This window comes from Sphingopyxis sp. H115 (assembly GCF_001468465.1).
Classification (GTDB): Bacteria; Pseudomonadota; Alphaproteobacteria; order Sphingomonadales; family Sphingomonadaceae; genus Sphingopyxis.
This window is the reverse complement of sequence record NZ_LNSA01000029.1, coordinates 17,063-42,913: the sequence shown is the minus strand read 5'-3', so window position 1 is coordinate 42,913 and position 25,851 is coordinate 17,063. Positions and strand designations below refer to the sequence as shown.

At 66.2% G+C, this 25,851-nt stretch carries 21 protein-coding genes and 1 tRNA gene; 9 read left to right on the top strand and 13 right to left on the bottom strand.

Going from position 1 to position 25,851, the window contains the following annotated elements:
• Positions 1–7: 7 nt before the first annotated feature.
• The 5 genes from ATE71_RS17340 to ATE71_RS17320 form a co-directional block, all read right to left on the bottom strand.
• Positions 8–3,199 carry an efflux RND transporter permease subunit gene (locus tag ATE71_RS17340; protein WP_058804588.1) on the bottom strand — a complete coding sequence of 1,064 codons (3,192 nt, stop codon included), beginning with the start codon at positions 3,197–3,199 and terminating at the stop codon, positions 8–10.
• A 63-nt stretch (positions 3,200–3,262) separates the two neighbouring features.
• Positions 3,263–4,534, bottom strand: a complete 1,272-nt coding sequence (locus tag ATE71_RS17335; protein ID WP_058804587.1) for an efflux RND transporter periplasmic adaptor subunit — start codon at positions 4,532–4,534, stop codon at positions 3,263–3,265.
• A 403-nt stretch (positions 4,535–4,937) separates the two neighbouring features.
• Positions 4,938–5,558, bottom strand: coding sequence for a TetR/AcrR family transcriptional regulator (locus tag ATE71_RS17330; RefSeq protein WP_063132303.1), 621 nt, complete (start codon positions 5,556–5,558; stop codon positions 4,938–4,940).
• A 49-nt stretch (positions 5,559–5,607) separates the two neighbouring features.
• A complete protein-coding gene (locus ATE71_RS17325; RefSeq protein ID WP_058804586.1) occupies positions 5,608–5,988 on the bottom strand; it encodes an OsmC family protein in 381 nt (126 codons plus the stop codon).
• Positions 5,989–6,112: 124 nt separating this feature from the next.
• Positions 6,113–6,186 (bottom strand) — tRNA-Cys (locus tag ATE71_RS17320).
• Between the two features lie 248 nt (positions 6,187–6,434).
• Here ATE71_RS17320 and ATE71_RS17315 point away from each other — a divergent pair.
• The 3 genes from ATE71_RS17315 (at position 6,435) to ATE71_RS17305 (ending at position 9,119) form a co-directional block, all read left to right on the top strand.
• Positions 6,435–7,097, top strand: coding sequence for a protein-L-isoaspartate O-methyltransferase family protein (locus ATE71_RS17315; RefSeq protein WP_058804585.1), 663 nt, complete (start codon positions 6,435–6,437; stop codon positions 7,095–7,097).
• A 28-nt stretch (positions 7,098–7,125) separates the two neighbouring features.
• Positions 7,126–8,622, top strand: a complete 1,497-nt coding sequence (locus ATE71_RS17310; RefSeq protein WP_414893032.1) for a TolC family outer membrane protein — start codon at positions 7,126–7,128, stop codon at positions 8,620–8,622.
• A 104-nt stretch (positions 8,623–8,726) separates the two neighbouring features.
• Complete coding sequence (locus tag ATE71_RS17305; RefSeq protein ID WP_058804605.1) at positions 8,727–9,119, top strand: DUF2497 domain-containing protein; 393 nt, start codon at positions 8,727–8,729, stop codon at positions 9,117–9,119.
• Between the two features lie 53 nt (positions 9,120–9,172).
• Here the strand turns inward: ATE71_RS17305 and ATE71_RS17300 are convergent, their stop codons facing one another.
• The 4 genes from ATE71_RS17300 to ATE71_RS17285 form a co-directional block, all read right to left on the bottom strand.
• Positions 9,173–9,388: a hypothetical protein gene (locus ATE71_RS17300; protein WP_058804584.1), complete on the bottom strand. Its 216-nt coding sequence runs from the start codon at positions 9,386–9,388 to the stop codon at positions 9,173–9,175.
• A gap of 61 nt (positions 9,389–9,449) precedes the next feature.
• The gene (nudC, locus tag ATE71_RS17295) at positions 9,450–10,322 is read right to left on the bottom strand and encodes an NAD(+) diphosphatase (protein ID WP_058804583.1); all 873 of its coding nucleotides are present in this window, start codon (positions 10,320–10,322) and stop codon (positions 9,450–9,452) included.
• Positions 10,322–11,608 carry a serine hydrolase domain-containing protein gene (locus ATE71_RS17290; protein ID WP_058804582.1) on the bottom strand — a complete coding sequence of 429 codons (1,287 nt, stop codon included), beginning with the start codon at positions 11,606–11,608 and terminating at the stop codon, positions 10,322–10,324. The genes nudC and ATE71_RS17290 overlap by 1 nt, the downstream gene beginning before the upstream one ends.
• Positions 11,605–12,669: an A/G-specific adenine glycosylase gene (locus tag ATE71_RS17285; RefSeq protein ID WP_235588062.1), complete on the bottom strand. Its 1,065-nt coding sequence runs from the start codon at positions 12,667–12,669 to the stop codon at positions 11,605–11,607. Before ATE71_RS17285 ends, ATE71_RS17290 begins: the two co-directional genes overlap by 4 nt.
• Before the next feature lie 26 nt (positions 12,670–12,695).
• Between ATE71_RS17285 and ATE71_RS17280 the strand changes: the two genes are divergently transcribed.
• The 4 genes from ATE71_RS17280 (at position 12,696) to smc (ending at position 18,493) form a co-directional block, all read left to right on the top strand.
• On the top strand, positions 12,696–13,292 hold the full coding sequence (locus ATE71_RS17280; RefSeq protein WP_414893031.1) for a DUF721 domain-containing protein: 597 nt from the start codon (positions 12,696–12,698) through the stop codon (positions 13,290–13,292).
• A 10-nt stretch (positions 13,293–13,302) separates the two neighbouring features.
• On the top strand, positions 13,303–14,016 hold the full coding sequence (locus ATE71_RS17275) for a thioredoxin domain-containing protein (RefSeq protein ID WP_058804581.1): 714 nt from the start codon (positions 13,303–13,305) through the stop codon (positions 14,014–14,016).
• Positions 14,017–14,053: 37 nt separating this feature from the next.
• Entirely contained in the window at positions 14,054–14,794 is a 741-nt protein-coding gene (locus tag ATE71_RS17270; protein WP_058804580.1) for a thioredoxin domain-containing protein, read from the top strand.
• 255 nt (positions 14,795–15,049) lie between these two features.
• Positions 15,050–18,493, top strand: a complete 3,444-nt coding sequence (smc, locus tag ATE71_RS17265; protein ID WP_058804579.1) for a chromosome segregation protein SMC — start codon at positions 15,050–15,052, stop codon at positions 18,491–18,493.
• On the opposite strand, the gene ubiA is transcribed toward smc, so the two are convergent.
• The 4 genes from ubiA to ATE71_RS17245 form a co-directional block, all read right to left on the bottom strand.
• Entirely contained in the window at positions 18,494–19,402 is a 909-nt protein-coding gene (gene ubiA / locus ATE71_RS17260; RefSeq protein WP_058804578.1) for a 4-hydroxybenzoate octaprenyltransferase, read from the bottom strand.
• An 86-nt stretch (positions 19,403–19,488) separates the two neighbouring features.
• Positions 19,489–20,163 (bottom strand): hypothetical protein, encoded by a 675-nt coding sequence (locus ATE71_RS17255; protein ID WP_058804577.1) that lies wholly within the window; start codon positions 20,161–20,163, stop codon positions 19,489–19,491.
• Between the two features lie 19 nt (positions 20,164–20,182).
• Positions 20,183–20,767 carry a TadE/TadG family type IV pilus assembly protein gene (locus ATE71_RS17250; RefSeq protein WP_058804576.1) on the bottom strand — a complete coding sequence of 195 codons (585 nt, stop codon included), beginning with the start codon at positions 20,765–20,767 and terminating at the stop codon, positions 20,183–20,185.
• Positions 20,764–22,761, bottom strand: coding sequence for a TadE/TadG family type IV pilus assembly protein (locus tag ATE71_RS17245; protein ID WP_058804575.1), 1,998 nt, complete (start codon positions 22,759–22,761; stop codon positions 20,764–20,766). The genes ATE71_RS17250 and ATE71_RS17245 overlap by 4 nt, the downstream gene beginning before the upstream one ends.
• A 204-nt stretch (positions 22,762–22,965) precedes the next feature.
• Between ATE71_RS17245 and ATE71_RS17240 the strand changes: the two genes are divergently transcribed.
• Together ATE71_RS17240 and ATE71_RS17235 are read left to right on the top strand one after the other, a co-directional pair.
• Positions 22,966–23,715: a 16S rRNA (uracil(1498)-N(3))-methyltransferase gene (locus tag ATE71_RS17240; protein WP_058804574.1), complete on the top strand. Its 750-nt coding sequence runs from the start codon at positions 22,966–22,968 to the stop codon at positions 23,713–23,715.
• 223 nt (positions 23,716–23,938) lie between these two features.
• On the top strand, positions 23,939–25,849 hold the full coding sequence (locus tag ATE71_RS17235) for a proprotein convertase P-domain-containing protein (RefSeq protein WP_058804573.1): 1,911 nt from the start codon (positions 23,939–23,941) through the stop codon (positions 25,847–25,849).
• Positions 25,850–25,851: the final 2 nt, after the last annotated feature.

Here is a 25,851-nt window from a genome sequence, read left to right as displayed (position 1 = left end):
TTACTCCTTATTCCGCCGGAACCGGCAGCGCGGTCCTGTTGTCGTCCGACCCGCGCCGCGCGCGCCGCGCAGCCGACCATTGGCTGAGTGCACGCGCGACGACATAGAAGGTCGGGGTGAAGATGAGGCCGAACGCCGTCACGCCGAGCATGCCGAAGAAGACCGCGGTACCGAGCGCCTGGCGCAGCTCCGCCCCCGCCCCGCTCGCGATCAGCAGCGGCACCGCGCCGAGGATGAAGGCGAAGCTGGTCATCAGGATCGGGCGGAGACGGTCGCGTGCCGCACGCACCGCAGCGTCGATCGGCGACAGACCATCTTCTTCTTCGGCCTGCTTGGCGAATTCGACGATCAGGATCGCATTCTTCGCAGCGAGCGCGATGAGCACCACGAGCCCGATCTGCGTCAGCACATTATTGTCCATGCCGCGCAAATTTACGCCGATCATCGCTGCGAGCAGACACATCGGGACGATGAAGATGATCGCCAATGGCAGCATCAGGCTTTCATATTGCGCAGCGAGCACGAGGAAGACGAAGACCACCGCAAGCGCGAAGACGATGCCGGCGGTATTCGCCGCCGCCTTTTGCTGAAAGGCGATGCCCGTCCATTCGGTGCCGTAGCCGGCGGGCAGATTATCGGCCGCGAGCTTTTCCATCGTCGTCAGCGAGGCGCCCGACGATGAACCCGGCGCGGTATCGCCGTCGATCTCCACCGCAGGGAAGAGGTTGTAGCGCGTGACGCGATACGGCCCCGTGCGGTCCTCGAAATTGGCGACCGACCCGATCGGCACCATTGCGCCCGAGTCCGACCGCGTGCGAAGGTTCGCGATATCGGCAACGGTCTGGCGATAGGGCGCATCGGCCTGTGCGGTCACGCGATAGGTGCGGCCGAGCAGGTTGAAGTCGTTGACGAAAGCGGAGCCAAGATAGACCTGCAGCGCTTCGAACACGCGTTCGGGCGGGACGCCGAGCATATTCGCCTTGGCCCGGTCGATATCGGCATAGACGCGCGGGTTCGACGGGTCGAAGAAGGTGAAGACATTGGCAAGTCCGGGGGTCTGGTTGGCCTTGCCGATCAGATTGTTCGTCTCGTTCGCTAGCGCCGCATATCCGTTCCCGCCGCGGTCCTGCAGGATCATCCGGTAACCGCCGGCCGAACCGATTCCCTGAATAAGCGGCGGCGGGATGACCACGATCTGCGCCTCGGTGATATCGGCCGTGCGCGCGCGCGCCTGGTTCATGATGTCCTCGAAATCGACGCCGAGTTTCTTGCGCTCCTCGAACGATTTGAGCGGGAAGTAGGCGGCGGCTGAGTTGGGCGCGAGCGTTTGCGAAGGGCCGTCGAAGCCCGCGAGCATCACCGAGCCGAGGACGCCCTCGACCGGCAGCACGCGCGATGCGACCTTTTTGAGCACCGCATCGGTACGCTCGACCGAGGCACCTGCGGGCAGTTTGGCGACGACGAGGAAATAGCCCTGGTCCTGCGCCGGGATGAAGCCGGTCGGCGTCGCCCAGAACAGGCCTGCGGTCGCGGCGATGAGGCCCGCATAGGTGACCATCATCTTCTTGGGCGCGCGCACCAGCCGGTCGGTGAGCCGCGCATAACCGTTGCTCAGCCGCTCGAACGCCGCATTGAAGCGTTCGCCGGCGCGGTGGATATGCGCCATCAGCCAGCCGTCGGCCTGCGTCGGCGCGTGAGGCTTCAACAGGATCGCGGCGAGCGCCGGCGACAGGGTGAGCGAGAGGACGAGCGAGATGATCGTCGCGGTCGAGATCGTTACTGCGAACTGCTGATAGAAAGCACCCGACAAGCCGGTGAGGAATAGCGTCGGCACAAACACCGCGCAGAGCACGAGTACGATGGCCACCAATGCGCCCGACACCTCGTCCATCGAGGTACGCGCGGCTTCGAGCGCGCTCATCCCTTTTTCGAGATTGCGTTCGACATTTTCGACGACGACGATCGCGTCGTCGACGACGATGCCGATCGCGAGCACCAGGCCGAACAGGGACAAATTGTTGAGGCTGTAGCCGAACGCAGCGAGCACCACGAAGGTCCCGATCAAGGATACCGGGATCGCGAGCACCGGAATGATCGCCGCGCGCCATTTTTGCAGGAACACGAGGATCACGATCACGACGAGGAAAACCGCCTCGATCAGCGTTTCCATCACCGCGTCGATCGACTGGGCGATGAATTCGGTGGGGTTGTAGATGACCCGATATTCGAGCCCCTTCGGGAAATTCTTCGACGAGGACGCCATTTCGGCCTCGACCGCTTCGGCGGCGGCGAGCGCGTTCGAACCGGGGCGCTGGAACACCGCCATGATGACGGTCGGGTCGCCCGAGAGATAGGTATTGCTGTTGTAATCCGATGCACCGAGCTCGACGCGCGCGACGTCCGACACGCGGACCTGGCGCCCGTCGGCATCGCTGCGGATGACGATATTGGCGAAATCCTTGGGATCGGTCAGGCGGCCCTGCGTTTCGACACTGAGCTGGAAGTCGCTGCCATTGGCGTAAGGGGGTTGCCCGAGCGTGCCTGCGGCGACCTGCACATTCTCACGCCGCAGCGCGGCGACGATCTCACCCGCCGTGAGGTCGAGCGCGGCGGCGCGGCCGGGATCGATCCACACGCGCATCGCATAGTCGCGCGCGCCGAATAGCCGCACGTCGCCGACGCCGTCGATGCGGGAGAGGCGATCGCGAAGCTGGGTCAGCGCATAGTTCGAGATATAGGCGCGATCGAGCGACTTGTCGGGCGAGACGAGGTTCACGACCATCAGGAAGTCGGGCGAAGTCTTGCGCGTCACGACGCCGAGGCGCTGTACCGTCTCGGGCAGGCGCGGGGTTGCGATGGCGACGCGGTTCTGCACCAGCACCTGCGCGGCATCGAGGTCGGTGCCGATCTTGAAGGTCACGGTGATCGTGACGACGCCGTCGCCGGTCGACTGGCTGCTCATATAGAGCATATTGTCGACGCCGTTGATTTCCTGCTCGATTGGCGCCGCGACCGTATCAGCGACGGTTTCGGCCGATGCACCCGGATAGGTTGCGGTCACCGTCACCGTCGGCGGGACGATGTCGGGATATTGCGAAACGGGCAGGCCAATATAGGCGACCGCGCCGACGATGGTGATGATGACGGCGAGCACGGCTGCGAAGATCGGCCGGTCGATAAAGAAGCGTGATAGGCGCATGGGAGAGCCCCTGTCTGAAAACTGTTCGGGTTACCCCCTCCCGCAAGCGGGAGGGGAGATAAGTCACTTTGCGAAGGTCGCCTGCGCCGACACGGGTCCGTTCGAGGTTGCCGCCGCCTTTTCGGACGCATCGGCGGCGATTTTGCCCACCTTGGTCACCGCCTTGGTGCCGGGGCGTGCGAACTGATATCCGTTGATGACGACTTGGTCGGCCGGGGCGAGGCCCGAACGGATGACGCGCAGGCCATCGACTTCGGGACCGATTTCGACCGGTTTCGCCGCGACCATGCCGTCCTTGCCGACGACATAGACGATCTTGCGCGCCTGGTCGGTCTGCACCGCGGCGGCGGGGACGAGCAGCGCGCGCGCCGTCTGGCCGGTCGACAGGCGCATGTTGCCAAACATGCCGGGGGTCAGGAACATCTCCGGGTTGCGGAAGCTGGCGCGCGCGCGGATCGTTCCCGAACGCGGGTCGAGGCCATTGTCGGTAAAGTCGAGCTGACCCTTCCAGCGATAATCGCTTTCGTCCTGCAGGCGGACTTCGACCGCTGCCCCCTCGTCGCCGCCCTCGCGCTTGGTCTTGAGGAAAAGCGCCTCCGAACCCTGGAATGTGAAGTAGACGGGATCGAGGGCGTTGATCGTGGTCAGCAAGGTGCCACCGGCATCGCCCGCCGACACGAGATTGCCCGCGTCGATCTGGCGGTCCGAGATGCGGCCGGAAAGCGGCGCGCGGACGGTGGTGAATTCGACGTCGAGCGCGCGCGCCGCGATGCGCGCTTCGGCGCCCGCCAGCGCCGCGTTGGCGGCACTGACCCGCGCGCGAAGCCGGTCGATCTCGCTCTGCGACACCGCCTCGATATCGACGAGGCGATTTGCGCGATCGAGTTCGAGCTTTGCCAGCGCGAGGTCACTGCGCGCGCTCGCCGCCGAAGCCCGCGCCTCGGCCAGCGCCGCGCGATAGGGACGCGGATCGATGGTGAAGAGCGGCTGGCCCTGCCGCACGATCTGGCCGTCGGTGAAGTGGATGCCCGTGATCGCGCCCGAAACGCGCGGGCGCACTTCGACCGCCTTCGACGCCTCGAAACGGCCGATATATTCGTCCCACAAAGTCACGTCGCGCGCGATCGGCGCGGCGACGGTGAGCACCGGCGCGGGCGCGGCCGCGGCTTGCGGCGCACCGTCGCGCAGCAACCACCAGGCGCCGACGATCAGCACGAGGAACGCGCTGATCCACGCGGCGCGGCGCCCGCGCCCCGGATGGAGCAATGTCTTGAGTTCGCGGCGGACCTTCGCGTCGGCGGGGTCGAGTTTTTCGATCGGCGTATGGACGGTCATGAAATGCCCTCTTCTTTTCTTTCCTTTCGGCTGCCCGCGCCCCGGGGGAGGGGGAGAGGGGGCGCGGGCAGCCGACGCCGGAAGCGCATGCGCCCGGCTGATGTCACACATGGTCGTTGTTGCCGGAGCGTCCCTGCTGAGAGGACGATCGCCCCGTCCCGCCGCACGCATCCGATGCGCAGGGGGTCCCTGTTTATATCTTGCCGGCGAACGCCACGGGGCGCCCGACCGGAGCAAGGCCCGCTCCCGGGACAATATTCGATGATGAAAGTTCCGGCCGCCGCACGGTCTGCGTCATGCGGCGGCCGGTCTCGGGGGAGAGCCTCTTTGTATACTGAGTGGTATATAAGTCATGTTGCGCTGCGTCAAGCGCATTCTGTACCGGGCAGTAAAAATAATTCTATCAGCGCCCCGGCCACAGCTTCAGGCTGGTTTCGACCAGCCGCTCGAGCTCGGCGCGCGTCGCGCCGGCGCCGGCCTGCACCGACATGCCCTGATTGACCGCGGTCAGGAAGGCGGCGAGCCCCTCGGCATCCGTGTCGGGCGGAAAGTCGCCCTCCTCCTTCGCGCGCGCAAAGCGTTCGAGCATCGCGCGCTTCGCCGCCGCGCCGCGTTCGAGCACGGCCTGGCGGATGCACTCGGCCTCGGCTCCGCACGCCACCGAGGTGATCACGCCAAGGCAGCCGTTCGGATTTTCGGGGCAGGTGTACATGTCGAGCGCGCCGTACATCAGCCGCTCGGCCACGCCGCGCGCGGTCGGCGCGTCGAGCGCGGCGCGCATATAATCGGCCTTCTCGCGCTCATAGAGGTCGAGCGCCTTGTTGAAGAGCGCTTCCTTGTTGCCGAATGCCGCGTAAAGACTGGGCTTGGTGATCCCCATCGCCTCGGTCAGGTCAGCCATCGACGCGCCCTCATAGCCCTTGGACCAGAAAACGCGCAGTGCCGACGCCAGCGCGGCGTCGACGCAAAATTCGCGCGGACGGCCCTTGTGCGGCGTGGCAGCGGTGGCGGTGTCGATTTCCATAACGTCTGGTATATAAGTGCTGGATCGCAACTTGTCCAGTGGCCGCCGGTCAGGCGAGCCGCGTATCGATCGGCAGACCGCCCTTCAGGGTCAATGTCACCGGCGTCCGCTCGGCAATGTCGGCGAGGCGGGCCATCTGTTCGTCGTCGAGGCCGGCGATCGTCAGTACGCGGTCGATACGAAGACCGTCCTTGTTGGTGAGCCGCAATCCCACCTCGACCGATTCGAGCGGCCAGTCCTTCCTGTCCGCATACATGCGCAACGTGATCGCGGTGCAGGCGCCAAGGCCGGCGAGCAGGAAATCATAAGGCGCGGGCCCGACATTCTTTCCGCCCAGCCCCGGCCCCTCGTCACCGACCAAAGCGTGCCCGCTGACATCGATTTCGGTGCGATAATGATCCTTGCCGATGCGGGCGGTTCCATAGGCCATGACGATCCTTTCGATGGGGCGATCGCCAATCCTATTCCGGTCCTGGGCCCAACAACAAGGCGAAACCCGAACGCGGAGCCAGGGCCTCCCACTTCGGGGGCGGTCAATTCGCCGGAATGGTCGATGGAGGCCCGAGCCGGAATCGAACCGGCGTATACGGATTTGCAGTCCGCTGCGTCACCACTCCGCCATCGGGCCTCGCGCCGAAAGCCGTGGCCGCGGATGCGGACGGCCGGGTGTTGAACGGCGCCGCTAGTGAGGGGCTTTGATCGCCTTGTCAAGGATTCGCCGGAGGCTCCGCTCGCGATGCGGGGTTGGCGGCATCGGTGTTGCCAGCTATGCGCGGCGACAGTACGGCGCAGGGCTGTATTACTATTGCAATACAGCATGGCTTCGGCTAGGGCTGCGGTGCAAAGGTTGAAGCCCCAGGGAATCGGAAAAGGCTGATGGCGACCAAGTTTAGCGAATTCACGGCGGCGGAAATGCGTTCCGCGATGATCGACAGTCAATTGAGGACGAACGACGTCATCGACCCGGCGGTCATCGGGGCGATGGCGGCGGTGCCGCGCGAGGCGCATGTGCCCACCGCGCTTGCGGGCGTCGCTTATATGGACCGGGCGATCGCGCTCGGCCACGGCCGCGTGCTCAACCCGCCGCTGGTCACCGGCCGCATGCTGGTCGCTGCGGCGGTTCGTCCGGGGATGCGCGTGCTGCTGGTCGGCAGCGCCACCGGCTATAGCGCGGCATTGCTCGCACTGATCGGTGCCGAAGTCCATGCGCTCGAGGAACAGGGCGAATTGATGGCCTCGGCCCAAAGCGCAGTAAGCAACGCCAATATCCACTGGGCCGAAGGACCGCTGTCGGCCGGCTTGCCCGACGCCGCACCGTTCGATCGCATCATCATCGAAGGCGCGATCGATGTCCTTCCCGAAACTTTGGCGGCGCAGCTCACCGAAGGCGGCCGGCTGGTCGCGGCGCGGCGCGAAGGTGCGGTCACGCGATTGGTTCAGGGGGTAAAGGCCGGCGGTACGCTTCCGCTGCGCAGCTTCGCCGACATGGACGTCCCCCCCCTGCCCGGCTTTGCGGCGCCGGCGGGTTTTCAATTCTGACGCAATTTCTCCCCTGTTGCAGGCTGATATGACGATGCGCGATACCAACAAAATACAGTTTCGCCGGACGCGCTGGCTCGTCGGCCTGGCGGCGGGGGCGCTGGCGCTGCCGGCTGCGGGGCATGCCGAAACGCTGCAAGGGGCGCTTGCCAAGGCGTATGAAAACAACCCGACGCTGACAGCGGCGCGCGCCGGCCAGCGCGCGAACGACGAAAATGTCCCGATCCAGAAGAGCTACGGCCTTCCCGACATCGGATCGCAGGCGTCCTATGACGAAAATATCATAGTCCCGGGCAACAGCTTCAACGCACCGGCACGCTCGCTGAGCGCGGGCGGCCAGCTGACGGTTCCCCTCTATCAGGGCGGGGCGGTACGCAATGCGGTGCGGGCAGCCAAATATCGCGTCGAGGCAGGGCAGGCCGATCTGCGCGCGACCGAGGCGAGCATCTTCTCGCAGGTCGTCGGCGCTTATATGGACGTGATCCGCGATCAGGCGATCGTCCAGCTCAATCAAAAGAATGTATCGGTCCTGCGCACAAATTTGCAGGCGACGAGCGACCGGTTCGAAATCGGCGACCTGACCCGCACCGACGTGGCCCAGTCCGAAGCCCGGCTGGCGCTGGCCGAGGGCGACCTGCGCACCGCCGAAGCCAATCTAATCGCCAGCCGCGAGAGCTATATCCGCCTGGTCGGAGAGGCGCCGGTCGACCTCGAGGCGCCGCCGACGCTGCCGAACCTGCCCGGCACTGCCGAAGAGGCCGTCGCGGTCGCGCTGAACAGCAACCCCGACATCGAAGCGGCGACCCAGCAGGTCAACGCGTCGAAGGCCGACATCGGCACCGCCAAATCGTCGCGCGCGCCAAAGGTGTCGGCGATCCTGAACGGCGGTTACAACAATTATCTCGGCTCGCTCGACAGCGGCGTTCCCGGCGTCAGCGTGACGCAGGAAACCTCCAGCGCGGCGGCGGGCGTGCAGGTCACGCTGCCGATCTTCACCGGCGGGCGGCGTTCGGCGCAGGTCCGGCAGGCGCAATCGCGCAGCAGCCAGGCAATGGAACAATATATCGAGGTCGAACGCGGCGTGATCGCGCAGACGCGCGGCGCCTACGCCGCGTGGCAGGCGAACGAGCGGATTATCGCCGCGACGCAGCAGGCGGTCGGCGCGAACGCGCTGTCGCTCGAGGGTGTGCGCGCCGAAAACAGCGTCGGCACGCGGTCGATCCTCGACATATTGAACGCCGAGCAGGAATATCTGAACACGCAGGTCCAGCTCGTTTCGGCCCAGCGCAACTCCTATGTCGCCGCCTTCTCGGTGCTCGCCGCGATGGGCAAAGCCGAAGCGCGCGACCTGGGGCTAGAGGGCGGCGCGCTTTACGATCCCGAGGTCAATTACAGGCGCGTAAAAGGCGAGTTGTGGGACTGGGCCGACGATCCGGCGCCGCAACAGGTCGCGACCGACACGCGCACCGTTCCGGCGGCAAATGCCGGCGTTCCCGAAGGCCCGCCGTCGCTGCCGCCGCAATAAGGATTGGCAAAAGCCGCCCCGAATCGGTAAGAGGCGCGTTAACCATCCGGTAAGCGCGATGGTTTAGGGGGTTGGTTATGGGCGATATGTCGCGGGAACCGTCGATGGAAGATATCTTGTCGTCGATTCGGCGCGTGATCGCTCGCGATGAAGCGCCCGGCAGCGCACGCGAGATTCGCGTCCCCGAAGCCGACGACATCCTCGACCTCCAGGATGAAGAAGACCGCGCCCAGGCCGATCGTGCGGACGACGAGCTTGTCTCCGAAGCCAGCGCCGATGCCGCGCGCCAGTCGCTCGACGCGCTGACCGCCGTCGTCACGCCCGCCGTCGCCGCCGCGACCGTCGCAGCGCCCACGGTAGCCGGCCGTACGATGGAAGAGGTCGTGCTCGACGCGCTTCGCCCGATGCTCAAGGAGTGGCTCGACGCCAACCTGCCCTCGCTCGTCGAAGCGATGGTCGCGAAGGAAATCAGCCGGATCACCGGCAAGAAATTCTAAGCCTCGCAATCTACACGCCTCGCGGCCGGTTTCGACCGGTTGCGGACGTCAGCTCACTGTCTGAGCTTTGCCATCCATGGAACCTGTTGCATTGCCTCAGTCTCTGCGGTCAGGGCGGAATCATAGATGCCGCACTCAGGTCCGAGCGGCCCCCAACCAGTGCCATCCCGCCAGCGGCGCTGAAACGTAAAGGTCGCATCGTCCCTTTTAGATATGACGACCTGCTCCTGATCGTTGGGGCTGGTCAGATATTTCTCGATGCTGCCCATGGACTGCAATTAGTTGAAGTCATGTCCGCTTCCCACCCTAAACGCCGTCATCGATCTCGCCCTATAAACCCGCCCAATCCTCCAGCAAATGCCGCGCGATCGCCAACGACGGGGGCGCCATGAACGGCGCGCCCATATCGCCCGCCAGCGCCGCGCGCACTTCGGCCTTGTCCACCCACATCGCCGCCTCGATCTCGGTCGTGTCGAGCGTGAGCGCAGTATCCTTGGCGGTCGCGCGGCAACCGATCATCAGCGACGACGGGAAGGGCCAAGGCTGGCTCGCAACATAGGCGACATCCGATACGCGGATACCCGCCTCTTCCCACAATTCGCGCGCGACGGCTTCCTCGAGCGATTCGCCGGGTTCGACGAACCCCGCAAGCGCCGAAAAGAAGCCCGGCGGAAAGCCGCCCTGCCGTCCGACGAGGACGCGGCCCTCGCATTCGGCAAGCATGATGACGACAGGGTCGACGCGCGGGAAATGTTCGGCGCCGCACGCGCCGCATTTGCGTCCCCAGCCGCCGCGGAACAAATCGGTCGGCGCGCCGCACACCGCGCAGAAACGGTGCCGCGCGTGCCAGTCGACCAAGCTGCGCGCGCCGCCATAGAGCGCCGCCTCCTCGCTCGCGAGCAGCGGCAGCAATCGCATCACCGTGCGCGAACGCGCATCGATGCGCACTCCCGCGGGCGCTTCGCGCACAAAATGCGGAACCCCCGCCTCGTCGATGCCAAGCAGCATCGGCGCACGCTGATCAGCGGGATCGATCGGGTCCCAGCGCAGCCCGCCGCTCTCGCCCGGCACGAAGTCGATCCCGTCGAGCGCGAGGCAACGCGCGCGTGGATCGGCAACCGCGGCGGCGAGGGCCTCTGCATTCGTGCGCAATTGGTCGGCGCGGTCGAGCCGCGCGCCGGTAAAACCGAGCGGGAGCGACATCAGACCATCACATCCTCGAAGAAAGTCTCGCCGAACTTCGACTGGAAAGGCACGGCGTCGGACGGCATGATCTGCGTGTAGCCGGCCGCGCGATAGCCGAGCTTACGGTGAACGAAACCGATCGTCCCCGCCGCGCCGGCCCAGCCGAAAACCCCCTCGCCGCCCGGCGAGGTCGGCAGCGACACGCGCCCGCCAGCGCCAAAGCCCTGCCCGTCGATGAAGGTCCCCTTGCGATCGACGCTGTCGGCGATCAGGTTCGACATCGCGAGCCGCGCGGTTTCCGGGTTCATCACGCGCACACCGCCGGTGATGCCTTCACCCAGCAGCATCGCAAGGAAGCGGTCATAATCGCGTGCGCTCGAAACCAGCCCGCCGCCGCCATAGGGGATCGGCGGCGGGTCGAGATAGATTGAGCTGGTCGCCGGATCGACCGGCAACAGCGCACCGCCCATCGGCGCATAATTGGTCGTGAACCGCCCGACATCGCGCTCGGCGACGCGAAAACCCGTGCTCGCCATTCCCAGCGGGTCGAAGATGCGCGCCTTCAGGAATGCGTCGAACGCCTGGCCCGACACGACTTCGATCAACCGCCCGGTCAGGTCGAGGCTGACCGAATAGCTCCAGCGCGTTCCGGGTTCGTAAACGAGCGGCAGCTTCGCCAGCCGGTCGGCAAATTCGGCCAGGCTGGGCGCGGGTTTCGTCGTCGGCAACCCCGGGATCGGCAGGCGGCTGACCTGCCCGCCAAAGATGCCCGCATCGTCATAGGCTTTTTTGATCGGGCCCTTCTGCATAATGCCATAGCCGAGACCCGCCGTATGGGTGAGCAGCTGCCGCACCGTGATAGGCCCCTTGGCCGGGCGAACATCGGTGATCGAGCCATCGGGGACATTCTGTACCGTCATATTCGCAAAGGCGGGCAGGAAATCGGCGATCGGCTGGTCAAGCGCCATCTTGCCGTCTTCGACCAGCAGCATCGCAGCGATGCCGGTTACCGGCTTGGTCATCGAATAGAGGCGCCACAGCGTGTCGGGTCCGACCGGCACCGCATCGCCGATCGACTGGACGCCCGCGCCGAAAAAGACAGCCCCCTCCTGCCCCTTGCCGATCGCGGCGAGCGTGCCCGCCAGTTCGCGGCGATCGACGAAGCCCTTGATGAAGGCGTTGGTCGCGGGATAGAGCGCCGCGCCGTCGACTTTCCATGCCAGCGCCGCGCGCGGCAGCAACGCACCCGCACCCGCCAGCGCCATTCCACCCATCAGCGCGCGGCGCGACACCATCATGTTCATGCGTCTCTCTCCAGCATCTTGTCGGTCAGTTTGCGATAGAGCGTTGGCAGCCCGGCCGCGTCAAGGCCCGCGATCGGCCACCAGCCACCTTCCGTTGCGGCATCCGGGGCTTCCGAGGCCCCCTCGGTGGGGGCTTCGCGCCGCACCAATGCCAGCGTCAGGTCGAAATGGGTAAAACCATGATCGACGCTGACGATTCCCGACTCGGCCGGCCGCACGTCGGTCCAGTCGCCGCCGGGTAGCGCACGCATGCCGCCGAGCATGCCCTTCGCGGGACGCTTGACCAGCCATATCTTGCCGTCGGCTTCGATCCAGTGCGCCAGCCCATAGCGATGCGGCTTCGCCTTTTTCGGCGGCTTGACCGGCAGGCGCTCGATGTCGGGCCGCCCCCGCGCGCGACAGTCGGCCATCACCGGGCAGATCGCACAGGCAGGTCCGCGCGGCGTACAGACGGTGGCGCCAAGATCCATCAGCGCCTGCGCAAAGTCACCCGGTCGCTCCGTCGGGACGAGCGGCGCCAGCGCGGCCCGTATATCGCGCTTTGCCATCGGCAACGGCGTTTCGATCCACCGATGACGGGCAATCACGCGCTCTATATTCGCATCGACCACCACCGCGGGCTGCCCGAATGCGATCGCAGCGACCGACGCCGCCGTATAGTCGCCGATGCCCGGCAGCGCCCGCAGCGCGGCTTCGCTGTCGGGGAAATGCCCGCCATGATGGGCAACGACGGCGCGCGCGCAGGCAAGCAGGTTGCGCGCGCGGGCATAATAACCAAGCCCCGCCCACGCCGCCATGACGTCGGCATCTTCAGCCGCGGCAAGGTCAACGACGGTCGGCCATCGCCCGGTAAAACGGGCAAAATAGCCCGCGACCGCCGCGACGGTCGTCTGTTGAAGCATCACCTCGGCAAGCCAGATACGATAAGGATCGGGGAGTTCGTCGCTGTTGGGCGCGATCCGCCAGGGCAGGTCGCGCGCGGCGCGGTCGTACCAGGCGAGGAGCCGGTCCGCGAAGGCGTCGGCGATGGTCGCTGCGATGCTCGAAGTCTGGACGCTCACCCCTCGCCTATGGCATGGCACCCGCCATGACGAAAGACGCAGGCGAGGATCGGCCGGCCAAAAAGGCAACGGCCAAGACTGGGGCCAAGACTGGGGCCAAGACCGGCGCCAAGGCCGCGAAGGCGCCGGTGCGCGCCTATGAGCGCCCGCGCGGCGGCGAAGCGCGCATGATATCCGACCTCGTTCCCGAAATCGGCCGCGCCGCGTTCCGCAAATTCGGCTTCATCCAGGCGTCGGTAGTCAGCCGCTGGCGCGAGATCGTCGGCGACCGGCTCGCCGACGTCACGCAGCCAGCGATGATCCGCTTTCCCGCCGGACAAAAGGCGGGCGGAACGCTGCACCTGACGATCAGCGGCGCGCACGCGCCGATGCTGCAACATGTCGCCCCTGACATCGTCGCTTCGGTCAACCGCTTCTTCGGCTATGCCGCCGTCGCGCAGGTCCGCATGACGCACGGCCAGGTTACGCCCGCCGCGCCCGTTCAGCCGCCGGCAATGCTGAAACCCGTACCCGCCGAACTGGGGGACAGTTTGCGCGACATCGGCGACCCGGAACTTCGCACTGTGCTCGAACGCATGGCAGCGGGGCTCGCGACGCCGCCCAAGCTGCCCCGTATCAGATAGGGTCCATATCATGTCCGCTTTTGACGATCCGCTCCTCGATCGCCGCGCCGCCGTCCTCGCGATTTCGGGCGCCGCGCTGACCTTGCTCGCCGCGACCCCGGCCAGACCTGCCTGGTCGGCGACCGTCACGACTAGCCCGATCGGCGCCTTCCTCGTCGGCAACCCGGCGGCAAAGGTGAAGCTCGTCGAATATTTCAGCTACACCTGCCATGTCTGCGCCGATTTCGCCAAGGCGGGCTCGCTGCCGCTCAAGACCGGCTACATCGACCGCGGGCTGATCCTGTTCGAATATCGCAACCTCGTTCGCGATCCCGTCGACATGGTCGCCGCGCTGCTCGCGCGCGCTGGCGGCGCCAAGGGCTTCGCGGGTAATCACCAGGCGATCTTTGCCGCCTTCCCCGCCATCATGGACAAGGTCCAGAAAGCGAGCGAGGCGCAAAAGAAGAGCTGGCTCGAAGGCAGCACGGCCGAGCGCGCGCGCAAGATCGCCACCGCCACCGGCCTCGCCGCACTGATGCGCGGCCGCGGCTATACGCAGGCGCAACTCGACGCCGCGCTCGACAGCGAGGTCGCGCAGGCCGAACTCACCGGCATGACCAACATCGGCCTCAACGCCGACCGCGTCGAAGGCACGCCGAGCTTTTTCGTCAATGGCCGCAATGCCGGCGTCACCGCCTGGCCCGCGCTCAAATCGAAACTCGACCTTGCGCTCAAGGCCTCGTAAAAGCCCCGCATTCCCGTTTCCGTGGAGAAAGAAAAAGATGAACGCATCGCTTCGTATCGCCCTGTTGTCCTCGCTCGGCGCCCTCGCCCTCGCCGGTTGCGGCGACGGCGCGACCGACCCCTCCAAGGAACAGGACGTCGTCGCCAAGGTCGCGCCGCCCGCCGGCAAGAGCTGGTCGCAGGTCGTGCGCGTCGACGGCGATGGCGTCGTGATGGGCAACCCCGACGCACCGATCAAACTCGAAGAATATGGCGCCTTCACCTGCGGCCATTGCGCGAAGTTCGCCCAGGATTCGCACGAGGAACTGAAGCGCGACTTCGTCGACACCGGCCGCGTGTCGTACAAGCTGACGCCGTTCATGCTCCACCCGGTCGACGCCATCTCGGGCGCCATCGTCAAATGCACCGGCCCCGATCGCTTCTTCCCGCTCGCCGACGCGACCTTCCTCGAGCATGAAGCCTTCATCGCCGGCGCGTCGAAGCCGCAGCCGGGGATCGAGGAAGCGATGAAGCTGCCGCCCGCGCAGCGTTTCGTCGCGCTCGCCAAGGGCTGGGGCATCGACCAATTCTACCAGCAGCGCGGCGTCCCCGCCGCGACGATCCAGGCGTGCCTCAGCAAGGTCGAAAATGTCGAGGCGGTCGAGAAGGGCACCAACAACGCGGTCGAGCAACATCAGATCAACAGCACACCGTCGTTCGTCATCAACGGCCAGGTTGCCGAAGGCATCAACGGCTGGGGCCCGCTGCGCGACCGCCTGCGCACGATGGGCGCGCGCTGATTCAAATCGATCCTCCCTGCGGCGCAGCCGTGGGGAGGGGGACCGTTTGCGAAGCGAATGGTGGAGGGGCGGCAACGTCGCGCTGCCAGCCCCTCCGTCAGTCCCTGCAAGACTGCCACCTCCCCACGCCTTCGGCGCAGGGAGGATTTGACCCCCTTGCGACTCCCCCGACCACGCGGCATGACGGGTTCATGGGGGATATGTGACGACAAGGTTGCACCAGCTCCGATTCGTTAAGCTGCACGGGCCTATCCCGTGCAGATAAAGCGGCTGCGCCTGACCGGTTTCAAAAGCTTCGTCGAACCCACTGAACTGCGCATCGAGCCCGGGCTGACCGGCGTCGTCGGGCCCAATGGCTGCGGCAAGTCGAACCTGCTCGAAGCGATCCGCTGGGTGATGGGCGAATCCAGCCCCAAATCGATGCGCGGCGGCGGGATGGAGGATGTCATCTTCGCCGGCACCTCGACGCGCCCGGCGCGCGACTTCGCCGAGGTCGCGCTCCACTGCGACACCGAAGGCGCGCTCGTCGCCGGCCTGTCCGATTCGAACGACGGCGACGATCTCGAGGTCATCCGGCGGATCGAGCGCGGCGCGGGCAGCGCCTATCGCGCCAACGGCCGCGACGTGCGCGCGAAGGACGTCGCGCTGATCTTCGCCGACGCCGCCACCGGCGCGCACAGCCCCGCACTCGTCAGCCAGGGTAAGATCGCGAACGTCATCGCCGCCAAGCCGACCGACCGCCGCGCAATGCTCGAGGAAGCGGCCGGCATCGCCGGGCTCCACGTCCGCCGCAAGGATGCCGAGCAGAAACTGCGCGCGACCGAAACCAATCTGACGCGCCTTTCCGAAATCGTCGCCGACATGGAAGTTCGCGCCAATGCGCTACGCCGGCAGGCGCGGGCGGCGGAGAAATACAAGAAACTCTCCGATGATATTCGCATTGCCGAGGGGCGGCTGATCTATGCGCGCTGGCGCGATGCCGCCGCCGCCGCCGACCAGGCGCGCCGCGACGCCGACGCGGCTGAGGCGGCGGTCAAGACCGCACAGGACGAGCTCGAAACCGTGACGAAAGCTCAGGTCGAGGTCGCCACCCGCGTTGCCGCGGCGCGCAGCGATGCGCAGGCGCAGCGCGATGCGCTCGCCGAGGCGACTGCAACCCAGGTGAGATTGCAGGGCGAAGAGCGCGCCGCGCTCCAGCGGCTCGAGGATCTGGCGGCGCAGCAGCGGCGCATCGCCGACGACCGTGCGCACGAAGGCGAACTCGCGCGCGAAGCCCATGCCGCGCTGACCGCGCTCGACGCCGAAACCAAAAAGCTCGCGCAGGACATCGCCGGACACGACGCAGGCAAGACCGCGCTTGCAGACGCCAGCCTGGTCGCGCAGGCCCGCCTTCGCGACGCCGAAGTCGCGCTTGCGCAGGCGCGCGCAAAGGCGGCAAGCGAGGCGGCCGACCGGCGCATCGCCGTATCGGCGGTGGAAAGCGCCGAAGCCGCGGTGCGCCGCGTGGCGAACGACAAGACGCGCGTCGACGCCGATCTGGCCGCGCTCGGCGACAGCGCCGCGCTCGCAGCGAAGCACGCCGATAGCGTAAAAGCCGCGGACGCGGCCGAAAACGCAATCTCCGCCGCCGAAGCCGCGCTGCACGAAGCCGAGGCCGACCGCGAAGCAACCGCTGCCGACCTTGCAAGCGTCGAGGCGGGGCTGGCCGAGGCGCGTGCCGCGCTCGCCGCGCTCGATGGGGAGACGACGACGCTCGAACGCGCGCTTGCCGCCGCGCGCAGCGACGAGGGCCGCATCCTCGACAAGCTGCGGGTTGCGCCGGGTTATGAAGCCGCGCTCGCCGCAGCGCTCGGCGACGACCTCGACGCCGGCACCAGCAGGGATGCCCCACGCAGTTGGGGCGGCGCCGACAAAGCAAAAGCCGACCCTGCGCTTCCGGCGGATACCAAAGCGCTCGACTCGTTCGTCCAGGCACCCGACGCGCTCGCGCGCCGTCTCGCGCAGGTCGCTGTTGCCGAGGCCGATAAGGGGCAGCCGCTTGCGGTCGGCCAGCGCCTCGTTACGCTCGAAGGCATGATGCGCCGCTGGGACGGCTTCGTTACGCGCGGCGACGGCGCGACCGCGACCGAGCGGCTGAAACGCCAGAACCGCCTCGAGGCGCTCGCGGCGCAGCGGCCGCAGATCGAACTCGGCGTGCAGGAACTGCGCGACCGCCGCGAAGCCGCGGCCGCTAAAGCCGCCGCGTTGACCGAAGCCGCTGCCACGGCGCGCAGGGCACTCGCCGCGGCTGACGAAGCGCGACGCAGCGCGTTGCGCGCTGCCGACCAGGCGCAAGCTGCGCTCGATCGTCACAGCGACGCGGCCGCCCTGTTTGACCGCCGCCTCGCCGAAATCGCCGAAGCCGCGAAGGAGGCCGCCGACGCGCTGGCGGTGCAGCAGGCCGCTCTCGCCGCGCTTCCCGACGACAGCATCGCGCGGGCCGCGCTCGACGCCGAGGAACAGGCGGCCGAACGCGCGCGCGCCGACGCCGGCACGGCGCGTGACGCCCTTGCCGCGCACGAACGCACGCTCGCTGCCCTAAGCGAACGGCAGGCGGTGGTGAGCGCCGAAATCAAGAGCTGGAAAGCGCGCGCTGGCGAAGCCGCGCGCCGCGTGACCGAGATGGACAAGCGCGCCGAGACGCTGGCGGTCGAGGCCGCCAAGCTTGCCAACGTGCCCGAAAATCTGGCCGCGCAACGCAGCGCCGCCGAGGCGCAGCAGGCGGCGCTGCGCGAAAAAGTCGCTGCGGCCGAAGCGCAGGAGCGCTCCGCCGAGGCCGCTCTCCGCGAAGCCGAAACCGCATTGAACGCGATCCGCGAACGCGTCGCCGGCGCGCGTGAAACGCGCGCCGGCGCGGTCGCGCGCTCCGAAAACGCCGAACTTCGCCGCATCGAGATGGGGCGCCTATCGGGCGAGCGCTTCGAATGTCCGCCGCCGCTCCTCCCGCAAAAGGCCGGTTTCGAAAGTGCGAGCGTCGGCGACGCCAACGCCGAATCGGCGCAGCACGACCGGCTGATCGCCGATCGCGAGCGATTGGGCCCGGTCAATCTCGTCGCCGCCGACGAACTCGTCGAACTCGACAGCGAACGCGAGAAGAGCGCCGCCGAGATCGAGGAGCTGACGCAGGCGGTGAACCGCCTCCGCGGTTCGATCGGCAGCCTCAACCGCGAGGGGCGCGCGCGGCTGCTCGCGGCGTTCGAGGCGGTGAACGGCCATTTCCAGCGGCTCTTCACGACGCTGTTCAACGGCGGGCAGGCGCATCTCGAACTCGTCGATTCGGACGATCCGCTCGAGGCCGGACTCGAAATCATGGCGCAGCCGCCGGGCAAGCGGCTCGGCACGCTCACTCTGCTCTCGGGCGGCGAACAGGCGCTGACCGCCGTCGCGCTGATCTTCGGCCTGTTTCTCACCAACCCGGCGCCGATCTGCGTGCTCGACGAGGTCGACGCGCCGCTCGACGACGCGAATATCGAGCGCTTCTGCGACCTGCTCGACCGGATGAGCCGCGAAACCAACACCCGCTATCTGATCGTCACGCACAATGCGGTGACGATGGCCCGCATGCATCGCCTGTTCGGGGTGACCATGATCGAGCGGGGCGTCAGCCGCCTCGTCTCGGTCGATCTCGGCGGCGCCGAGGAATTGCTCGCCGCAGAATGATCAGGGCGCGCTGCCCACCACCAGCATCGCCGCAAAGACGAGCAGCCCCGCAAAGCGGTTGCTGCGGAATTTCGTCAGCGCATCCTCGCCGTTTCGGGGGTCGAGCGTCACCACCTGCCCGGTCAGGTGCAGCGCCGCGGGTACCAGCGCCACCAGCACCAGCGGGTCGGGCCGCATCGCCCATAGCGCGCCGCCCCAGCAACCGAGCGCCGCAGCATAGCATAGCGCCACCCCAGCCTTTACATGATTGCCCATCGCGCGTGCGCTCGACTTCACGCCGACCAACATATCGTCCTCGATATCCTGCAGCGCATAGATCGTGTCGTATCCGATCACCCACGCGATGCACCCGGCATAGAGCAAGGGCAGCGCGAGGCCGTCCTGCCCGCCGACCGCGACCCACGCGACAAGCGCGCCCCAGCTGAACACAAGCCCGAGCCACGCCTGCGGCCACCAGGTGATGCGCTTCATGAAGGGATAGCCGGCGACGAGGACCAGGCTGCCCAGCGCGACAATCTGTGCCGGCCGCGGCAATTGGAGCAGGACGAACAGCCCGACGAGCGACAGGAACATCGTCCACAACAGGGCATTGCGCACCGACACCACGCCGCTTGCCACCGGTCGCGATGCGGTGCGTGCGACCTTTGCATCGAGGTCACGGTCGACAATATCGTTATAAACACAGCCCGCGCCGCGCATCGCGATCGCGCCGAGCAGCATCCACAGGAAGAGCGGCCAGTGGCTGACGGCCCCGCCGCCCAGCGCAAGGCCCCAGGCGCAGGGCCAATAGAGCAGCCACCAGCCGATTGGCCGGTCGAAGCGCGCCAGCAGCGCATAGGGACGCGTGGCGGCGGGCAGCAGGGCGACGAAGCCGCGAAGCTGGCTATCTGGAGGATGGGTGGCAGTCATCGGCAGCGGCGCATGTAGCAGCCGGTGCGGCCGCGATAAATGGCCGATTGGCAATCCGCAGTTATCGGCGGCTTAGGGTCAGGCCCCTAGTTGCAGACGGACTTGATCCCCGGGCCATAAACCTGACTCAGGTCGCGCGATTCGCGGATGTTGAACGCCGCCGTCGAACGGATCGTCCGCGGCCCCAGCCATGACCCGAATGCAAGCGGCTGATATTCATAAACGATTTCCACGAACATAACCGCCGTGCCGGCTGCCGCGGTGACTTCGCGGCCCTTCGGGCCCATGCCCTTGAAATCGGTGCCGGTCTTGCCGGTGCCTTCGAGACCATAGCTCGAAGTCGCCACGAGGTCGCCGTAGCAACGCTGCCAGTGAATCCATTGGCCGCCCTCGGGATTGCGTTCGAGGCTCGACAGGATAATGCGCCCATGTTGCTTGAAATCGAGCCCGTTGGCCTGTTCCTCGACGCCCGTGAACACCTCGTTGATGTCGAGTTCGCGGATCTGCGGCAGCGACAGCGACGTGCCCGCCGCGATGCGCGAGGCGTTGTCGGCGGCGCTGAGGCCGATCTGGCTGATCCGCGTGTTCGCCAGCGTCAGATACGCCATTTCCAGCCCGCCAAAGCCGAGGAGCACGAGCAGCGGCACCGCAAAGGCCATTTCGATGATGACGGTCCCGCGCGTGTCGCGCGCCAGCCGGGCGCGGCGCGCCAGCCGGGCCGGAAACGCGCGGGCGCGGGTTAGGATAGCCTTCAGTCGCATGGCGTGCTCCGTTGGATCGTCATGTCGTCACACATATATTCTTGCTGGTTGACGTATTCGCGCCATAGGGCTGGTTGCGCAGCACCGACGTCGCGGTCAGCGTCGTTTCCTTCGGCTGGCCCAGCATGTGCCAGACCGGCAGGATGCGATCGAACTTCATCTTGACGGTATACAGCACGACGTCTTCGGCGCTGCCGTTGCCGTCGCTGCCGACGTCGTCGTCCAGCGTTCCATTGTTGTTGAGGTCGTCGAAGCAATAGCCCGTCTCGTTCGGCACGGCGACTTCGGGATCGCCGATCTGGTCGAAACTTTCATAGGCCTTGCGCTCGAAGGTGAGCGCCGCGTCCTTGAACACATTCTGGACCTGCTGCTTGACGTTGTTGTCGATCGCCACCTGGTTGCCCGCATTGATCTCGAGCGTCGAGTCGCGCGCGGCATTGGCGACCGCGCCCTGCAACACCTGGTTGGCGTACATCTGCCAGCTATAGTCGAACAGCCCCATCACCAGCAGCAGGAAGAAGGGTCCGGCGAGCGCGAATTCGATGATGACGTTCGCACGCTGGTCGCGGCCAAGCCGTCGAAGCAGGATGAGCCGGCGCATCATTCCGACAACCGCAGTTTGGATATCTGGCGCGCGATCGCCTGGAAATGATCGTTCAGCTGCGACGCATTGTTAGCCTGATACGCCTTGCCCGACGACGCGCATTTGGTCAGCTGGTCGTTGAGCGTCACGCCGAAACCGACGACCCACACCGTGATATTCTTGGCCTTGGCCTTTTCGCACAGTTGCAGGAAGCGATTGTTATGCCGCGCGGTCAGCGATGAATCGCTGGTGCCGCCGACGCGCTTGTCCTTCCATTCATATCCTTGGAACGACAGATTGCCCATGTTCGCCGACATTTCGCCGTCGGTCATGAAAATGATGTGGCGGCTGATCGGCCGGCCATTCGGTGCGGAGGCATTTTCGTCGGAGAACATGCCATCCGCCGACAACAGCCGCACGCCCCACACCATGCCCGCGTCGTGATAGGTACCGCCGACCGGCTGGAGCGAATTGATATAGCTGCTGAAGCTCGACCGGTCGTTCGCCGTCTGCGTCGTCAGCTTCATCGCCGGCGCAGGGCACACGCCCCAGCCGTTCGACCAATATTTCGAAAAGCGCTGCCAGCTGCCGTTGGTGCTGCCGTCGCCGCTGACGCTGCTGCTGTTTACGGTGACTTCGCTGGCTGACGAGGGCGTGCTTCCCGGGCCGCTGGCAAAGGGGAAGGCGATTTCGGGCACGAGCAACTGCCATTTCGTGATCGGGTCGCTGCCCGGTGCGGTATCGACATCCATGTCGTAGGCGTCGTTTGGCGCGGTCTCGGTCGGGCCGAACGCCTCGGTCCCGCGCTCGATGACGCACCCGCCCCAGGTCGAAGAAATCTTCGCGCCCGAATCGCCGGTGTCATTTTCGAACGACGATCCGCCCTTGGCCTGGGCAACGTCGAAGTTCCGCTTCTGGTAGATATATTTATTGTCGAAAACGAGCGTCGGAGTTTCGGTCACCGTCGTCGTATGCGTCCGGGTGAAGGTCGCGGTGCGGCGGTCCAGCGCGCAATAGGCTTTCGTTTTCCCATTCTTTGGGACCCACCGATAGCGGTGCGTGTAATAACGATAGGTCTGGCTCGTATCGTAAGTGGTGACGCGGTTGCCGTCGCTGTCGACATATTGGTTCGTCTGGTTCGCCGACGGGCTCCCCTGCGACGTCGGCGTCGTATCGGCGGGCGGCGTTTCGGATTCGCACGTCGACTGGCCGTAGTTGGTGCTGTTCAGCGTCGACCAGTTGCCATAGCTGGTCGTGCCGTTCTGATAATCGTCGTCTTCCTCATAAGACGGGTTCGAATAGACCGTCTTCATCTTCGCCGACCGCGACCACAACTCGGTATTGTCAGCGAGCCAGGCCGGATTCTTGTCATAGAGGATCTTCCCGACATTCGCCGCCGAGCTGTACGGCACGACGCCGAAACGCAGCCGGCCGTCGCCGATCTGCGCTCCCGTCATCGTGTCGAAAAAGTCCATCGTCGCGGTCTTGAGCGCCGCGATGCGGTTGACCGAGTCGCCCGAATTGGTCTGCGCCATCGACCCGGTGACGTCGAGCACCATCATGATGTCGGCGTTAGAGATTTCGAGCTTCGCGGTGCAATTGGCCGTCAGGTCGAAGCCCGGATAGGCGAAGATCCGCATTACCGCGGTCGGCAGATAGGCGCGCGCGGTGCCGACGACGCTCGACGGGCCCGATGCCTGTGACGCGAAGCTGACCTGGCTGCTGCCATATTTGTCGGTGGAATAGTTATAGTTGAACATCTTGTTCGCTTCGGCCTTGGCCGCCGCCGAATATTCGGTGCCGGTCATGGCACGGCGCCCCGCAAGCACGCCCGCGTCGCAGGCCTGCTGCAAGCGGAGCTGCGCCATATAGCCGCGCCCGATATCGATGCCCGACCCGACCATGGCCACGACGGGCACAAGTGCCGCCGCGGTCAGGAAATAGACGTTGCCGCGCCGGTCACGCAAAAGATTGCTAGCGCCCAGCCGCAGCCGGCTGAATACGGTCCCTCGCATAGTCTAACCCCTCTTGGTCCAGACACGCGGCCCACTCAGATGCGTGGCTGGCATCCTTGCACTAGGGGGAAACTGCTTACCAAACCGCTAATCGGAGGGGCGGGCATATCGCCTCGAAACGGCCTAACTGACCCGAATCGGGACAGATTCACCCCCGCAAGGCAACAGATGCGCAAAATTTCGCCGTCTGCTATCGCCGCTGCCATGCCTGCCACCCCCGCCTGGCCGCCCGCCAGCACACCCCGCCTGTTCGTCGACCAGCCCCTGGCGCTCGATGCCACCGTGGCGATCGACGGGAACGCCGCACATTACCTGCTGGGCGTCATGCGGATGAAGGCCGGCGATCCGGTCCTGCTGTTCGACAATCGTAGCGGCGAATGGCTCGCGATAGTCGCCGAGACGGCGAAACGGTCGCTGGCGCTGCGCATCGATCGCCAGACCCGCGACATCGAGCACGTCCCCGACCTCTGGCTGTGTTTCGCGCCGGTCAAGAAAGCGCGGCTCGACTGGATCATCGAAAAGGCGACCGAACTCGGCGTCGCCCGGCTGCAACCCGTCATCACCGAACGCACGATCGTCGAACGCGTCAAGCAGGAGCGCCTCGAGGCCCAGATCGTCGAAGCGTGCGAGCAATGCGGCCGCACCGCGCTCCCGGCGCTCGCCGCCCCTGTCAAGCTGCCGCAACTGCTCAAGGACTGGCCGGCTGACCGCGCGCTGCTGTTCGCCGACGAAGCGGGCGGCGTGCCGCTCGCACGGGTCTCCGCGCCCGCCCCCGCAGGAATCCTGACCGGGCCTGAAGGGGGCTTTACGGCGCGCGAGCGCGACATGCTTCTCGCCCATTCTGCGGTCCGCCGCATTGCGCTCGGCCCGCGCATCCTGCGCGCCGAAACCGCGGCGATCGCCGCCATCGCCCTCTGGATGGGGCAGCATGGCGATTGGGCGGACAAGGAATAGGTAAAGTCCGGGGCAGGCAGCCGCTTTTGGGGTGGGGAGTTGCCATAGCCAGCCCTTCGCCATCTCTCAAACTGTCCCACCTGCGTACAGAATCGACGCTAACCGCCCGATTTTAACCCGATATTAGCTAACCGCAGCGCATAAGGACGGCATGCAACGGCGGGACCAGAGCCGATACCGCTGGCGTGGGGGCCAGTGTTTGCAGTCTGTGCGGGTATGTCTCATGCTCGTTTGGCTGGCGTTGACGCTTGCCAGCAATCCCGCCGCCGCACAGACGACCACCAGCTACAGCAATACGACCAGCGGGACGATCAGCGAAAGCGCAACGCCGTGCATCAGCCCGATGGTGCGCAATTTCACCGTCGCCGCCAATGCGCAGATCACCGACGTCAATATCGGCGTCCAGCTGACGCATACCTATCGCGGCGACCTGCGCGCTACGCTCGTGTCGCCCTCGGGCACCGTGGTCAATCTCATCACCAATATCGGAACGAGCGCCGACAATCTGAACGTGCTGTTCGACGACAGCGCGGCGGCGAGCGTCACGACGCATACGGCGAACGATTCGACCGCCGCGGCACCGCCCTATCAGCGGACGTTCCGGCCGCAGGGGTCGCTGGCCGGCTTCAACGGCGAAGCGGCGGCGGGCACGTGGCAACTGACCATCTGCGATTCGCTCAATGGCGACAGCGGCGCCTTTACGCGATCCGACCTGACGCTGACGACGGTTCCGCTCACGCCCTATGCCGACCTGTCGCTGACCAAATCGGTCAGCAACGCCGCGCCGGCATTCGGTGCCAGCATCAACTACGTCCTCAGCGTGACCAATGCGGCAGCGTCGCCGCTGACCGCAACCGGCGTCACGGTGCAGGACACGCTGCCCGCCGGTTTCGCCTTCACGTCCGCGTCGGGTTTCGGCAGCTATAACAGCGCGACCGGCGTGTGGACCGTCGGCAGCATTCCGCCGGGGGTGACGCGAACACTGACAATCAGCGGCACGGTCGCCGCGACCGCGGGCGCCAGCGTGACCAACATCGGCGAAATTAGCGCCTCCGCCGCCTTCGATCCCGACAGTTCGCCCGGCAACGGCACGGCAGCCGAGGACGATCAGGACAGCGCCAGCTTCACCGTGTCGGGCACCCGCATCGCGGGAACACCGCCGACGCTCGTCTGTCCGGTGGGTATGACGATCTACGACTGGGACAGCGTCAGCTGGGCGGCGGGCACGACGAGCGACAGCCAGTCGCTCACCGCGATCGGCACGGCGAATTTCAATATCGCGATCAGCGGCGGCGCCTTCCTGAGCAATGCGACCTATGGCGGCCAGTCGCCGACGCGACAGAATGTCGTGACCGGCGGGTTGTCGCCTGCGCAATATTCGATCTTCCAGCTCGTCGATTTTTCCAGCCAGGCGGGTATCGTCACCTCGACGATCACCCTTCCCACCGCGGTGCCAGGCGCACAGTTCCGCCTGTTCGACGTCGATTACGCCTCCGGCCAGTTCGCCGACCGCGTGACGGTTACCGGCACGTATAACGGCGTGCCGGTCTATCCCCTCCTTACCAACGGCACTGCCAATTACGTCATCGGCAACAGCGCCTATGGCGATGTCCTGTCGGCCGACGGCAGCCCGGACGGTACCGTCGTCGTCACCTTCCAGGCGCCGGTCGACAGCATCACCATCGAATATGGCAGCCACGCCCTCGCCCCCACCAACCCCGGACAACAGGGCATGGCGCTGCACGACATCAGCTTCTGCCGACCGGTGGGCAATCTCGCGATCGCGAAAACGAGCAGCATCGTCAGCGATCCGGTGAACGGAACCGCCAATCCCAAGGCGATCCCCGGCGCGATCATGCGCTATTGCCTGCTCGTCACCAATAATGGCAGCGCGACCGCAACCGGGATCGCCGTGGCCGATCCGCTGCCCGCGACGCTGGCATTCGTCCCCGGCTCGCTGCGTAGCGGGACGACCTGCGCGAGTGCCACCACGGTCGAGGACGACAATGCCGCCGGTGCCGACGAAGGCGATCCGTTCGGCGCCGCCTTCGCGGGCACCAGCGTTTCGGCGTCGACCGCCTCGCTCGGCCCTGCCGCCGCGATGGCGCTGGTCTTCAACGCGACCGTGAACTGACG